This is a genomic window from Nonlabens tegetincola (genome assembly GCF_002117085.1).
Lineage (GTDB): Bacteria > Bacteroidota > Bacteroidia > Flavobacteriales > Flavobacteriaceae > Nonlabens > Nonlabens tegetincola.
Window position 1 is genome coordinate 1135931 of sequence record NZ_CP019342.1, and the last position, 15027, is coordinate 1150957.

Here is a 15027-nt window from a genome sequence, read left to right on the forward strand (position 1 = left end):
TTGCATATCATTCTGATTATCTTGCCCACCTATTTTTTAAATGAAAAAAATGAACAAGAACGACAACCTGCCACAAGCAGATGGACAAAATGATGCAAAGCATCTATCCGACGAGACTAATGCGATTGAAAATGCCTTTATCGCAGAACAAAAAAAGGCAGAAGAATCTGAAAAGGAGCACATCGAGGTGGAACCTGTTACAGATACTCCGACAGTTGAAGGCACCAACAAAGCTTCTCAAAAAGCAGAAGACGATTCTACTACTCATGAAGACACCATGGTGGAAGAAAGTGAAGCTGTACAAAATGCTACTGATCCTATCATCGATGAAAATGAAGAAGCCGATAAGGATGAAAATCAGGATAATACGGTAGAAATCCCTGAAAAGGAATACGAGACCATGAATCAAAAGGAACTTATTGATGAGCTGCGTCAACTGATGCAAGAATATCCCATCAATAGTTTTAGAGATCAGGCCGAAAAAATTAAAAAGAACTTTGAAAAGCGTGATGCAGAGATTCACGAGGAAGAAAAGGCAAAGTTTGAAAAAGAGAATCCACCTTCTGACGATCCACTAGCACCACATTTTGAATACAATAACGAGCTTACTAAGGTATTTAACGATTTACACCGTACATATCGTAAGGAAAAAGGAGAGTTTCAAAGAAAACGTCGTGCACAGCAAGAAGCTAATCTTGTAAAACGTCGTGAGATTATTGAAGGAATTAAAACCTTGATTACCGAAGAGGAAAACATTGGTACAACTTTTAAAAAGTTTCATGATTTACAAGAAAACTGGCGTTCTACAGGTCCTATCCCGCATGATGCTTACAACATCACATGGGAAGATTATAGACTTGCTACCCAAAACTTTTATGACTACATAGACCTGTCTAAAGAATTACGTGATAAAGACTTTGAACGTAATCTTGAACTACGTCATAAAATAATAGCTCGCGCTGAAGAATTAGGACAAGAAGACAACATTCACAAAGCGCTACGTGAACTTCAGGAATTACACCGCATGTGGAAAGAAGATGTAGGTCCAGTAGCTCAAGAACACAGAGACCCTACTTGGGAATCATTTAAAGCAGCTACAAAAGTAATTCATGACAAACGTCAAGAATTTTATAAGGAGCGTGAAAAACAGCAAGAGCACAATAAGATGGTGAAGGAAAACATCATCGCCGAGGTTCAAAAAATTACTGAAACAGGTGCTAAATCTCATAAAGAATGGCAAGACCGTTTAAAAGAGATTGACGTACTCAAGGAGTTATTCAAAAATACAGGAGCAGCCCCTAAAGATGTGAACAATGATTTATGGGATCAATATAGATCGGTAACTAGGGAATTCAATAGAGCCAAAAACAACTTTTATAAAGAGCTTAAAGACGAGCAAAATGAGAATCTTAAAAAGAAAATGGATCTCATCGCTATTGCCGAAGAACATCAAAACTCTGAAGATTTCGCTGGAAGCCTACAGGTTATGAAGCGTATCCAGGCAGACTGGAAAAAAATAGGTCACGTACCTCGAAAAGATAGTGACAAGATTTGGAAACGTTTTCAAAAGGCTTGTAACGCTTTCTTTGATAAAAAGAATGCTCAAAAAGAAGCTGCTACTGTAGAAGAGAAAGAAAATTACGAAGCAAAGCTTAAGATTTATGATGCCTTAAAGGAAATGTTGCCACAGGATGATAAAGAGGCTATGAAGTCGGATATTCAATCTTTCATGGATCAATGGTCTGCTATAGGACGCGTGCCTTACTCAAAACGTTTTATTCAAGATAAGTTTGAGAAACTAGTTAAAGCTAAATTTAAAGCAGCTGGTTTAAGTGAGGTAGATGCAGAAATGCTAAAATATCAAAACAAATTGAGCTCTTTAGAAAATGGTAATGAAAGAGACTTTAAAAACGAGCGTTTTTACCTGAGAAAACGTCAGGATGAGATAAAAAAGGAAATTTTACAACTGCAAAATAACCTTCAGTTTTTTAATTCTAAGGATGACAAAAACCCATTGATACTAGCACAAAAGAAAAATATCGCAGATCTACAAAAAGAGCTAGACGTGGTAAAAGAAAAACAAAAGCAGGTTAATATACTTGAACGTCAATTGGCCCAACAAGAAGAAATAACCACTGAGGTTACATCGGAAGAATAAGCAGATAAAATTTATCTTAATTCAATAAAAAAGCCTTGAACGATTGTTCAAGGCTTTTTTATGGGAGAAATATTCGATTAATCTACACCCTATTCATCTTTCTATATTCTTAAACATTTAAAGGAAACATAAAGCTGAGATATAAATTAAATTAAGTCCGTAACTTGGGCTTTAATATGATGACGTTTATCGTAATTCTTACAGTTTCTGCAGCTTTAATTCTTGGAGCCGTTTGGGGTATTTATGGTTCATTGTCTAAAAAATTGGAAGGTTTTTTAGTCGCTTTGGCTGGTGGAGCTTTATTGGTTTCAGCAATCTTGGAATTAATTCATCCTTCATTAAAGAACGATTCTGTTGGGATCACGTTGCTCTGTATATTTTTGGGCGCTACTATTTTCACAGGTTTGGACTATTTAATCAAAGAAAAATGGGGATCTAATAGCGGTGCCGGTTTATTGGCTGCCATTACTTTAGATGGCATACCAGAAAACCTAGCTTTAGGAGTTGCTTTGATAAGTGCAAGCCCATTATCTGTGGCAGCGCTTTCTGGTTCCATCCTATTATCAAATTTGCCCGAAGCAGCTGGTGGTGCTAAGGAGATGGCTGAAAACACCTCTTCCAAACGGAAAATATTAATTCTATGGATCGCTACCGCCATAATCTTATCTATGGCAGCTTTAATAGGTCATTTTCTATTGGATGATGTTCCAAAGAGTTATTTAAACTACATAAAATGTTTTGCTGGCGGTGCAGTTGTAGCTTCCCTAGCGATAGAAGTATTTCCAAAGGCTTTTAAGGAGAATAAATACTGGAGTGGAGTAGCTACTGCTATAGGTCTTATTCTGGCTCTATACTTAAATACTTTAGGAGAATAATAAGAAACCTTGTGAGTCAAATTTCTACCTTGCCATAAAAAAGATGACTCCATATCCTAAATCATTTTCCCATATAGGGATTACTGTACCCGATATTCATAAAGCAGTTGAATTTTACTCAGAAATAATGGGTTGGTATGTAATTATGCCACCTTCAACAGTGAAAAAAGAGACTGACACGGCCATTGGTCAAATGTGTATTGATGTATTTGGTGAAGATTGGGAAAGTTTTGAAATCGCTCATTTATCTACATCTGACGGAATAGGAATTGAGCTATTTGCATTCCCTTTTGGTCAAAAAGAAGCACCAGAATTTAATCCAATCAATACAGGATTATTTCATTTTTGTGTTCAAGATCCTGAGATCGAAAAATTAACTGAGCGTATTGTGGCTGCTGGAGGAAAACAACGTATGCCAATAAGAGAATATTATCCTAATGAAAAACCGTATAAAATGGTTTATGTTGAGGATCCATTTGGAATTGTGTTTGAAATTTATACACACAGCTATGAACTCACCTATTCCTCTGGAGCTTATCAAAATGAGAATTAATCCATTTTAAGACATCAGTTATAACGCCCAACAAAGTACCTTCATTTGGAATTTGTATATTTTTAAATTGAACAAGTTTCGCAAATTCCTTGAAGTAGTACATCAGTCTTGTGTATAGTCCGACCTGAGATTTTAGGAATATTTACCGCGGCTTCTTCTAGACAATCTACCTTACCACAATTTGTACATTGAAAATGAGGATGATCATGCACGTGTGAATCCTTATTACAATCATGACAAATAGCGTAGCGCTTAATCCCATCACGGTCTAAAAAAGAATGTACTAGGCCATCATCCTCTAGCCTTTCTAATGCACGATATACCGTAGTTCTGTTTACTTTTTCTTTTAAGCGATCAACTAATTCTACAGCCGCAATAGCTTGATTACTTTTCTTAAATTGATCAAGCAACAGTCCAATTGTCGATGTCTTACGTTGTATGCCCATAACGCAAAATTATACTTTCATAGAGTTACTACCAACTTTACTTCTTACTTTTGCAACTGTGTTGCATTAAAATAAAAAAATGAAAGTAAACTTATTAAAACCTGATGTATATGGAGCTACAGCAAGCATTATGTGCATTATACACTGTGTCGCAACTCCTATTCTTTTTATCGTACATGCGCACACTCATGGCACAGTAGATCATCATAATCACGCCGCAGCGCCTATCTGGTGGGATTATCTTGATTTTATATTTCTGTTTGTTTCCTTTATAGCTATCAAGCAAACTCTACAAAAAAGCTCTAGGAACTGGATGAAGTACGTTTTATGGTCGACTTATAGTTTACTGTTTCTCTTAATTGTTAATGAGAAAATAGAAATTATAGCTTTGGCAGAATCCGTTACTTATGGCGTTGCTATTGTGCTTGCAGGTTTACACCTATTTCATTTAAAGTATTGTCAATGTAATGATGAACAATGCTGCCTTCATTAATAATTGTTACATCCAATTACGATTGCTTTTTATTACCGTATTATTTATATAATTAAGTAAGTGGTTGACAGCGTCTTTTTTAAAATACCTCAACCCATTACTACCAGAGGCTGTATGAAACTTAACATGCATTTCTTCACGCCTTCTTATAAAAATACTGTCCCATTTTTCAACTGCTTGTGCTTTAAATACTGGACTTATAGTAAAACTCTTGAATAACCAGCCTTTTTTAAATCCTATAAAATCTTTATCTGTGACTATACCACTATTGCTACCATACATATAGCTCCAAAACACAATCACTACCGCTGGTATAAGCATAGGTACCACCCAGTTATAATCTCCAAAATATGCTAGCGGAACCAACGTAGGAATCAAAGTGGCAAGCATGATATAACTCGCTAATCTCATATATGAAAAACCATTACAGGGAATATCAATAGTAGCATCAACAACGCTATCCTTAAAAGCCGTTTCTTGTAGTATTTTAATGTGCTCTTTTTTACAGGCAGGAATACTTACTTTAGACGCCTTATTAGCATCTGACTGAGCTTGATAAATATAGGCGGTGGAATAGCCTAACCACTGTCTTAAAGGGTTTGTTCTAAATTCGAGAGATTGAATTTTCTCAATAGGAACACGTATTTCTTGACGCTTGATTAATCCCATAGAAAGTTCAAGATGACTTTGATAAACTACAGCCTTAAAACCATAGTAATTACTAAAAACAGTTATTAAGCTTACCACTATGGAGAATACCAAGAATATCAATAAAAAACTAAATAGCATACCCAAACTAGCAAAACTCATTAGGTTTTCCCATTCCCAACCATCTAAATAATCTCCAAAAAACTGCTTAATTACGTCCTGAAATTTAAAGTAACTTCCTACTACAAGACCTATTGCCACGCCACCACTGCGCAAGTGGTTTTGGGTCATACCCACTTTAAAAAGATCCAAGAAACTTAATTTTAGCAAGGTAGATGAAACCTGGCTCGTAGTAGCATTTACTGTTTTCTTTTCTGGTTCTGTAACTTCAGTTTTCTCCTGCTCCACCCTTTGGTTACTTATGTCGAGTAGAGCTTGTTTAAGAGAAAGCGCTGCCGACTCGTCCAGTGCTTTAATCTCCAGTTCTTTCTCCTTGGAACCAGCTGTTTCTATTTGTACACTGTATACCTTAAGAATACGTTGTAGCAAATTTTGCTCTAGATTTACAGATTGAATACGTTCTAGCGGAACCGCTTTTTTTTCCTTAAATAACCATCCTTTATTCAGTATAAATTCATCTTGTTCAATGTGAAATTTGAAAAACAAATATTGAATTACTGGTCCTATTAAGCTGGTAGCCGCAACAAAAAGTACTAATCCTGTAAAAGCAAGCCCTTCAAGAAATCCTCGCATCCCAAAAGCTGCAAAAACGAAAAAGAATATAAAACCCCTTAAGCTCTTAAAGGCATACAGAGCAATAACTTTTTTGCTTTGTCGCTGTGGAGTTGATAAATCAAACATGTGTGCTCGTTTTTCCTGCTACAAATGATTTTAAATTTTGAGCATCTTTTGGGTCAAGACCGCTTATGGATAAATCACTAGAAGAACCTCCAGCGGTATAAATCTCTAACTCACAAAGATTAAAGAGTCTGTCTATAGGTCCATGGTTGATTTCAGTATGTTGAATGCGATTGAAAGGTACTGTGATTTGATGGTGAAAGATCCATCCTTTACGATACGTTATATCGTGTTCTCTTAAAGTATAACCACGAACAAAATATTCTTTATAATTCACAAATAATGAAAACAAAAGTATAGAAGCCCATAGACCCAATCCACTCCAGCCCAACCAAGGAAATTCTGAAAAATTATAAAACAAAAAGCCTACCGCTATAGCAAGTGGTATCATGTATAAGGTGTTGGCTATGAGTTTTTTATTTAAAAAACGCTTAGGATGTTTTTCAAATGAAAAGCTTTCAATGTCCGGTAGTGAATGGGTAAGAATTTGCTGGTTTGTCATTATCAACTATTAGACTCATAAAGTTAATAGCTGTTACGCTTTCGCGAAAGCGTAATAAAGAAAATATTAAAAATACTAATTAACAATCGCTCAAACTCACATTAACTGCAAGTCCGCCTTCACTAGTTTCTTTGTATTTAGAGTTCATATCTTGAGCCGTTTGCCACATAGTATTAATAACCTTATCTAAAGGTACTTTGGCATGTGAGGCGTCGGCGTCGAGAGCTAGTTCACAAGCATTTATAGCTTTAATTGCTCCCATAGCGTTGCGTTCTATGCAAGGAACTTGAACCAATCCTGCAATAGGATCACAGGTAAGTCCTAGGTGGTGTTCCATCGCAATTTCCGCAGCCATAAGAACTTGGTCTGGTGTGCCGCCCATAAGTTCTGTTAATCCAGCAGCTGCCATTGCGCTACTTACACCAATTTCTGCCTGGCAACCACCCATTGCAGCACTTATGGTGGCTCCTTTTTTAAATAAAGCTCCTACCTCACCAGCTACCAGTAAAAACTTCTTGATGTCCTCGAAGTTTGCGTCGTGGTTTTCAATTACCATATAATACATGATTACAGATGGAATAACACCTGCACTACCGTTAGTAGGAGCTGTTACCACACGGCCCAAGGATGCATTTACTTCATTAACCGCAAGGGCAAAACAAGACACCCATTTTAAAATTTCTCTAAATTTCACTTCGGTATCACGTATGGCTTCAATCCACTCTTCTTTATTAGAATAGGGTTTACCTTTTTGAAGCTTTAGGTGGTTGTCATAAGCGCGACGTCTTACGTTTAATCCACCTGGTAAAGTTCCCTCGGTATGGCAACCTGTATACATACTATCGAGCATGACGTCCCAAACAGCTTTGAACTCTTTATTGATTTCTTCATCACTGCGCATGTATCGTTCGTTTTCTAGAACGACCTCGCTTATTGCCATGCCGTCTCGATGGCAATAGTTTAATAATTCTGTTGCTGTTTGTACCGGTCTAGGAAAACAACTGAAGGTCACTTTTTTCTTTTGCGCTCGCTTGCGTTCTTTTTGAACTACAAATCCGCCTCCTATACTATAAAAATGCTCTGTTCTAGATTTACCGTCCTTGTAAAAGGCTTTAAATCTTAATCCATTAGGATGATAAGGTAAAAATTTACGGTGGAAGGTTATGGCATCAACTGGATCAAATTCAAATTGAATATCGTCATTTAATTTGATACATTTTTCACTGCTTAAAGCTGCTACATCGTGCGGAATTTGAGCAATATCACAAGTCACAGGATCTTTATCCATCAATCCCATCATCACTGCAATGTCGGTGGCATGACCGCGACCGGTTAAGGATAAGCTACCATAAAGATCCACTTGAATGCGTTGTACTTGCTTTAATTTATTCACTTTACGTAATTTCTCAAGAAACCTATTGGCTGCACGCCATGGTCCTAAAGTATGTGAACTAGAAGGTCCTACTCCTATTTTAAGCATGTCAAAAACGCTGATTGCTTCCATGTTATTTCTTTTCCTTTCGAAATTCAAATATACTTTTATCCTTTGTCATAGCCGAAAAATTGTAGCATTATCCAACCCTTTTTTTAGTACTTGTTGTAATGGTTTAAAAGTGTCATTCGGTAATTGTGCAAATGTTCACAAGTAGAACTCTTGTATACAGATATGTAATTGTTCACTGTCAGCTTTTCTGTAATTATGACATCCTGTCACTGGCATTTGCTTGGCACAAACATTGACTTATGCAGAGTGTAAAAATTTGAATAAAACTTAAAATTGATATAATGAGTAAAATAATAGGAATCGATTTAGGTACTACAAACAGCTGTGTTTCGGTAATGGAAGGAAGCGAGCCTACTGTAATACCTAATGCAGAAGGAAAACGCACAACACCATCTGTAATTGCGTTTGTAGAAGGTGGTGAAATTAAAGTGGGTGATCCTGCAAAAAGACAAGCAGTAACTAACCCAGAAAAAACCATCTACTCTATCAAAAGATTCATGGGTAACAAATACTCTGAATCTCAAAGAGAAGCTGATCGCGTACCTTACAACGTGGTAAAAGGTGACAACGACACACCACGTGTTGATATAGATGGAAGATTGTACACTCCACAAGAATTGAGTGCTATGATCCTACAGAAAATGAAAAAAACAGCCGAAGATTACTTAGGTACTGAAGTAACAGGAGCTGTAATTACTGTACCAGCTTATTTTAATGACTCACAACGTCAGGCGACTAAGGAAGCTGGTGAAATCGCAGGTCTTAAAGTAGAGCGTATTATCAACGAGCCTACTGCTGCTGCACTTGCATACGGTCTAGATAAAAAAGATACAGATCAAAAAATCGTTGTATTTGACTTTGGTGGTGGTACTCACGATGTTTCTATTCTTGAATTAGGAGATGGCGTGTTTGAAGTATTATCGACTGATGGTGATACACACCTAGGTGGTGATGATGTAGATGAAGCAATCATCAACTGGCTAGCTGATGAATTCCAAGCAGCTGAGCAAATGGACTTACGTAAAGATCCAATGGCGTTACAACGTCTTAAAGAAGCTGCAGAAAAAGCTAAAATTGAACTTTCATCAAGTGCGCAAACTGAAATTAACTTACCTTATGTAACTGCTACCGCTAGCGGTCCTAAACACTTGGTAAAAACGCTTACAAGATCAAAATTTGAGCAATTAATTGATGATTTAGTAAAGCGTACTATTGAACCATGTAGAACTGCTCTTAAAGCAGCAGATCTTTCTACTGGTGATATTGATGAAATCATTCTTGTAGGTGGATCTACTCGTATCCCAGCAGTACAAGAAGCAGTTGAAAAATTCTTCGGTAAAAAGCCTTCTAAAGGTGTAAACCCTGATGAAGTTGTAGCAATTGGTGCTGCTATTCAAGGTGGTGTACTTACAGGTGATGTTAAGGATGTATTACTTCTAGATGTAACTCCTCTTTCTCTAGGTATTGAAACTATGGGTGGCGTTATGACTAAACTTATCGATGCTAATACAACTATTCCTACTAAAAAGTCACAAGTATTCTCTACGGCAGCTGATAATCAGCCTAGTGTAGAAATTCACGTACTTCAAGGTGAGCGTTCTATGGCTACGGATAATAAGACGATTGGTCGTTTTCACTTAGATGGTATTCCTCCAGCACGTCGTGGTACACCGCAAATTGAAGTGACTTTTGATATTGATGCCAACGGTATCATTAAGGTAAGCGCCGAGGATAAAGCTACTGGTAAGAAACAAGACATTCGTATCGAAGCGTCATCGGGTCTTACTGAAGAGGAAATCCAAAAAATGAAGCAAGAAGCTGAAGCTAATGCTGAAGCTGATAAGCAAGCTAAAGAAAAAGCCGATAAATTAAATCAAGCAGACCAGTTGATTTTCCAAACTGAAAAGCAATTAGAAGAATTTGGTGATAAACTAGGTGATGATAAGAAAAAGCCAATTGAAGAAGCTCTTGAAGAGTTGAAGAAAGCTTACGAAACTAAAGATATCGCACAAATTGATCCTGCTCTTGAGAAAATGAATACTGTATGGACTGCAGCTAGTGAAGAAATGTATAAAGCTCAAGCCGAGGCTCAAGGTGGTCAACCTGGTCCTGATGCTGGTGCTCAACAACAAGCTGGAGACGATACAAGTGATGTAGAAGATGTTGACTTTGAAGAAGTAAAGTAAACTCATAAACAAACCACGAGTTTGGTTGTAGTTTCTTTATTTGAACTACGATATAATACAAGAAAGGCCTTGATTAAGTTCAAGGCCTTTTTTATTACTTCTGAATTATAAAACACACTTAAAATTACTACTTACTGGTAGGATTTAACAAATCGCTAATATGTCAAAACACGAAATATATCTACCTTATGAACTATGTTAAAATCAGCTTTTCACAGGTTTTTACTTTTTAGTTTATTGGTATTTGCTATCCTAGGAAACAGTCAGGAAAAAGAAGCTGATCCAACTCGTGATTTTCCTAAATTATCCGATACCATATCTGAAGCAGGCACCTACCAATCAAATCCTATTGGAGCGTATAACGAGGCTTTTTACATTGTTAATAGACTAAATGAAAACATTGGGTTACCACCTAATCATTTAAACTTTCAAACACCACAGGCAACGCTTGAACAATTTATCTCTAGCTGTAGAAACAACAACTTTGAAGAAGCCGGTTATGCCCTTAACTTAAATCTTTTTCCCAAGGAAGTAACTAAAAAAGAGGCGGCAATTCTCGCAGAAAAATTTTATTTCGTACTTAATCAACGAGTCAAAATTGATTGGAACAACATATCAGATAGACCCGATGGACAAATTGATATAACTACTTCAACAAACGGAGCTATTGCTGGAAACCCTAGACGAAGTGTGGTTTTTGGAGAAGTAGATTTAAACAACCGCGATGTAGTCCTGCGCTTACAACGTGTTAAATTAGACGATTATGGTGCTTTTTGGATGATAGCATCCAATACGGTAGAAAATATTGAACCCTTGTATGAGGAGTATGGTCCTAGAAAACTTGATCGTATCATGCCTCAATGGGCCAGAGTTTCATTTCTAGGTTTTCCTGTTTGGAAATTTGTAGCGACCATTCTCCTTTTCTTTATGGCATATGCTGTAGGAAGAGTTTTTAGTTATGTAACAAGAAGGTTGTTACTTAAGTCAGACAGAGCTTGGTTAAGAACAACAGCTAATAAGTTGGCCAAACCAGCAGGAATAGCCCTAAGCATGCTATTCTTTTATATCATACTTAATAAACTCATTTCATTTTCTGGGCCCTATTCTAGTACTATTTATGCAATCCTTTTGGTCTTGGTAATTGCTTCCATTGCCTGGTTGCTCATGAGTTTTATTAATGCTGTAATGACCTACATTGCCGAACATAAAATAGGCGATTCATCTATAGAGGAAAACACACAAGCTCGTATGATGATGACTTACATTTCGGTAGCGCGACGATTATTGACCATCATTATCATCTTTGTAGCTATTTCGGTGGTATTATCACAGTTTAGATCTTTAGAAAAATTAGGTATATCCTTACTGGCGTCTGCTGGTTTGATTACCATAATATTAGGTGTAGCAGCACAAAACACCTTAGGAAATATCATAGCAGGAATACAAATAGCACTTACAAGACCGTGCAAAATTGGTGACACTTTGTATATAGGTGACGAATGGTGTTATGTAGAGGACATACGCTTTACCTACATGGTTACACGTACCTGGGACAGTCGTAGGCTTATTATTCCTCTTAAAGATATTATCTCAAAACCATTCCAAAATTGGTCCATGACCAATGCTCACCGTTTACAGCCCATTGTTGTTTATGCCGATTATAATATCGACGTACAACTAGTACGTGAAAAGTTCTCTGAATTATTAAAACAAGAAGAAGAGTATGATGAAGAACATCCACCTGTTGTCCAAGTTACCGAAGTAACTGAAAAAGCAATAGCCATAAGAGCGCTTTGCAGTGCTCAGGATGCTAATTCGGCATGGGAATTACACTGTAAGTTAAGGGAAGAATTAGTGAAATTTATAGCTCAATTAAACGATGGTAAACACTTGTCCAAAGAGCGCATCTTGATTCAAAAGGAACCTACCTAATGGAAATACTGCAAGTGAAATTAGGTCATAATCCCTAATAAAGCTGATTTAAGTAGCGATGGAATTATCACCACGTTACCACGCTGAACAACTTCTTGTAATAACTTAATAACAAATCGTAAATCAAGATAAATACCTTCTTATCTTTATCCTTTATGAGTAGAAAGAAAATTGAACACCGTATTTTACACGAGGACAACCATTTAATTGCGGTCAACAAAGAATCTGGTGAACTAGTTCAAGGTGATAAAACCGGTGATCCTATTCTACCCGATGCTATTAAAAAATATATAGCTCACAAATACGATAAACCAGGTGCTGTTTATTTGGGTGTGACACACAGGCTAGATAGACCTACTAGCGGTGTTGTAGTTTTTGCACGTACTTCAAAAGCGTTACCGCGCATGAACAAATTATTTGCCGATCATAAAACTGAAAAAATCTACTGGGCACTTGTAGAAGGAACGCCAAAATCTAAAGAAGAACGGCTCGTTCATTACCTAGTGCGCAATACCAAACAAAATAAAAGTTATGCTCACGATCATGAAGTGCCGGATTCAAAAAAGGCAGTACTCACCTATAAAATCATTAAACAGTTAGAACGTTATACACTGTTAGAAATAACGCTAGAAACTGGTAGGCATCACCAGATAAGATGTCAATTAAGCAAAATAGGTCACGTTATAAAAGGAGACCTTAAATACGGTGCACGCAGGTCCAATAAGGATGGCAGTATACACTTGCATGCCAGACAATTGTCGTTTATTCATCCTGTTAAGAAAGAACCTGTAACAATCGTGGCACCAGTACCCGATCATGATAATTTGTGGCTTGCTGCAAGTAAATAATTACCTATGAATGTATCTCACTCACACCGTTTACAACAGCAGTTTTTTAAAACTGGAGCTAGTAAAGAATTACATTATAGAACCCAAAGTTTACAGCGATTAAAAAACACGTTAGAAACTAGAGAGCAAGACGTGTACAACGCACTTAAAAAAGATTTGGGTAAAAGTGAGTTTGAAGCTTATGTTACTGAGTATAATGTAGTCATGGCCGAATTGCGCAAGTTTCTTTACAAACTTAAACGCTGGACAAAACCAAAAAAAGTACGTGCGGCCTTACTTAATTTTCCATCCCAGGCTAGACAATATCCCGAACCTTATGGTAACGTTCTCGTTATATCACCGTGGAATTATCCTTTTCAACTAGCGCTAGCTCCAGTAATAGGAGCTGTAGGAGCTGGTAATACTGTGGTTTTAAAACCTAGTGAATTTGCACCACACACCTCTCAATTACTCGAGGAAATTATTGCTACAAGCTTTTCTCCTGAACATGTAACTGTGTGTAAAGGTGATGCCGCAGTTGCCAAGGAGCTTACAAGCCTAAAATGGGATTACATTTTTTTTACGGGCAGTCCACAAGTAGGTAAACTTATCTACCAAGCAGCCGCACAGCATCTTACTCCTGTAACACTAGAATTAGGCGGTAAAAACCCTTGTGTCGTTCACCAAAGTGCTGCGATAAAAACGGCCGCAAAACGAATTGTATGGGCCAAGTTTCTAAATGCTGGTCAAACTTGTATTGCACCTGATTACATACTGGTTCATGCAAGCGTAAAACAGGAATTGGTTAAACAATTACAAATAAGCATAGCACAGTTTTATGGAGAACAACCGCAATCTAGTCATGATTATGGCCGTATTAATCGCAAGGACCACTTAGAAAAATTACTTTCTTACCTAGATGGTGAACAACTTATCACCGGTGGTGATTACAACCTAGAGCAGTTGTACCTAGCTCCTACTCTACTTGACGAGCCTGGTGAGGAAAGCGCTGTCATGCAACAGGAAATTTTTGGTCCCATACTACCCGTCATTAGTTATCAGGAACAAGACGATATTGAAAAGTGGATTCACAGATATGAAAAACCCTTGAGTGGTTACGTTTTTGCTACTCAAAAATCGTTTATTAATTGGTTTACAAAACGTTATAGTTATGGTGGTGGCGTGGTTAATGATTGTATTGTTCATTTTGTGAACGATAGATTGCCCTTTGGTGGTGTGGGCAACAGCGGTATAGGAGCCTATCACGGCAAGCACAGTTTTGACTGTTTCAGTCATTATAAAAGTGTGGTACATAGAAAAAACTGGCTGGATATTACTTTAAAATATCCACCTTATGCTGGTAAATTAAAAGCAACAAAATCCTTTTTAAAGCGTTTTTAACAACGATATAGGTACAACCTTAAAACTGTCACAATGTGGTGGTAATGTTTTGTTAGTACGCTTTCGCGAAAGCGTAATGATCAACTACCTTTAAAATAAAAATAGCTATGATAAAGGAAGGAACCAAAGTAAAATGGGAATGGGGAAATGGTACTGCAACCGGTACTGTACAGTCCACATTTACTAAAAAAGTGACACGTACCATAGACGGCAATGAGGTAACTAGAGAAGGTGAAGAAGGAAATAAAGCCTTGTATATCGAACAAGAAGACGGTAGCAACGTTCTAAAATTAGAGAGCGAAGTAAACCGAGCAGATTAAATTTTTACGTATATTTAACTATACATTTTTTACACACTACTACCCTATATGATGAATTGGATGGAACTAGGAACTGCTACTGTAGCCATTGTACTGGCTGCCGTTTTTATACTTGCCGCTGTGATTGCCTACCGCAGCTGGGTAGAGTTATGCAGTCCTAAGGATAGAATGGGTATTAAAATTGATCGCAATGGTAGACATCGCTATCAACCTGTACCACAACCCGATGTAGAACAAGTTAGACTGTGGACGCAATTGTTTATCGCGGTACTTACAGCAATAATTACCCTATCTAGCTTGCACTATTTATTATTAAGGGATTAA

At 37.2% G+C, this 15027-nt stretch carries 14 protein-coding genes; 10 read left to right on the forward strand and 4 right to left on the reverse strand.

Annotated elements, in window-relative coordinates:
• Window positions 1-49: 49 nt before the first annotated feature.
• The 3 genes from BST91_RS05390 to BST91_RS05400 all read left to right on the forward strand — a co-directional run bounded on the left by BST91_RS05390 (window position 50) and on the right by BST91_RS05400 (window position 3586).
• Window positions 50-2158, forward strand: coding sequence for a DUF349 domain-containing protein (locus BST91_RS05390; protein ID WP_085775681.1), 2109 nt, complete (start codon window positions 50-52; stop codon window positions 2156-2158).
• Window positions 2159-2334: 176 nt separating this feature from the next.
• Window positions 2335-3033 carry a ZIP family metal transporter gene (locus BST91_RS05395; protein ID WP_085774740.1) on the forward strand — a complete coding sequence of 233 codons (699 nt, stop codon included), beginning with the start codon at window positions 2335-2337 and terminating at the stop codon, window positions 3031-3033.
• A 43-nt stretch (window positions 3034-3076) separates the two neighbouring features.
• Entirely contained in the window at window positions 3077-3586 is a 510-nt protein-coding gene (locus tag BST91_RS05400; protein WP_085774741.1) for a lactoylglutathione lyase family protein, read from the forward strand.
• 62 nt (window positions 3587-3648) lie between these two features.
• On the opposite strand, the gene BST91_RS05405 is transcribed toward BST91_RS05400, so the two are convergent.
• Window positions 3649-4032, reverse strand: a complete 384-nt coding sequence (locus BST91_RS05405; protein WP_085774742.1) for a Fur family transcriptional regulator — start codon at window positions 4030-4032, stop codon at window positions 3649-3651.
• Window positions 4033-4111: 79 nt separating this feature from the next.
• Between BST91_RS05405 and BST91_RS05410 the strand changes: the two genes are divergently transcribed.
• Window positions 4112-4525 (forward strand): MerC domain-containing protein, encoded by a 414-nt coding sequence (locus BST91_RS05410; RefSeq protein ID WP_085774743.1) that lies wholly within the window; start codon window positions 4112-4114, stop codon window positions 4523-4525.
• A gap of 6 nt (window positions 4526-4531) precedes the next feature.
• Here BST91_RS05410 and BST91_RS05415 read toward each other — a convergent pair whose 3' ends face one another.
• From BST91_RS05415 to BST91_RS05425, 3 genes are all read right to left on the reverse strand, one after another.
• Window positions 4532-6034 carry a PH domain-containing protein gene (locus BST91_RS05415; protein WP_085774744.1) on the reverse strand — a complete coding sequence of 501 codons (1503 nt, stop codon included), beginning with the start codon at window positions 6032-6034 and terminating at the stop codon, window positions 4532-4534.
• The gene (locus BST91_RS05420) at window positions 6027-6533 is read right to left on the reverse strand and encodes a PH domain-containing protein (protein WP_085774745.1); all 507 of its coding nucleotides are present in this window, start codon (window positions 6531-6533) and stop codon (window positions 6027-6029) included. Before BST91_RS05420 ends, BST91_RS05415 begins: the two co-directional genes overlap by 8 nt.
• A gap of 79 nt (window positions 6534-6612) precedes the next feature.
• Window positions 6613-8037 (reverse strand): L-serine ammonia-lyase, encoded by a 1425-nt coding sequence (locus BST91_RS05425; RefSeq protein ID WP_085774746.1) that lies wholly within the window; start codon window positions 8035-8037, stop codon window positions 6613-6615.
• Between the two features lie 281 nt (window positions 8038-8318).
• Between BST91_RS05425 and dnaK the strand changes: the two genes are divergently transcribed.
• The 6 genes from dnaK to BST91_RS05455 all read left to right on the forward strand — a co-directional run bounded on the left by dnaK (window position 8319) and on the right by BST91_RS05455 (window position 15027).
• Window positions 8319-10223, forward strand: coding sequence for a molecular chaperone DnaK (gene dnaK / locus BST91_RS05430; protein ID WP_042280255.1), 1905 nt, complete (start codon window positions 8319-8321; stop codon window positions 10221-10223).
• 195 nt (window positions 10224-10418) lie between these two features.
• Entirely contained in the window at window positions 10419-12155 is a 1737-nt protein-coding gene (locus tag BST91_RS05435; protein ID WP_085774747.1) for a mechanosensitive ion channel family protein, read from the forward strand.
• Window positions 12156-12310: 155 nt separating this feature from the next.
• A complete protein-coding gene (locus tag BST91_RS05440) occupies window positions 12311-13003 on the forward strand; it encodes an RluA family pseudouridine synthase (RefSeq protein WP_085774748.1) in 693 nt (230 codons plus the stop codon).
• Window positions 13004-13009: 6 nt separating this feature from the next.
• Entirely contained in the window at window positions 13010-14383 is a 1374-nt protein-coding gene (locus BST91_RS05445; RefSeq protein WP_085774749.1) for an aldehyde dehydrogenase, read from the forward strand.
• A gap of 107 nt (window positions 14384-14490) precedes the next feature.
• A complete protein-coding gene (locus tag BST91_RS05450) occupies window positions 14491-14703 on the forward strand; it encodes a hypervirulence associated TUDOR domain-containing protein (RefSeq protein WP_042280261.1) in 213 nt (70 codons plus the stop codon).
• 51 nt (window positions 14704-14754) lie between these two features.
• Complete coding sequence (locus BST91_RS05455) at window positions 14755-15027, forward strand: hypothetical protein (RefSeq protein WP_085774750.1); 273 nt, start codon at window positions 14755-14757, stop codon at window positions 15025-15027.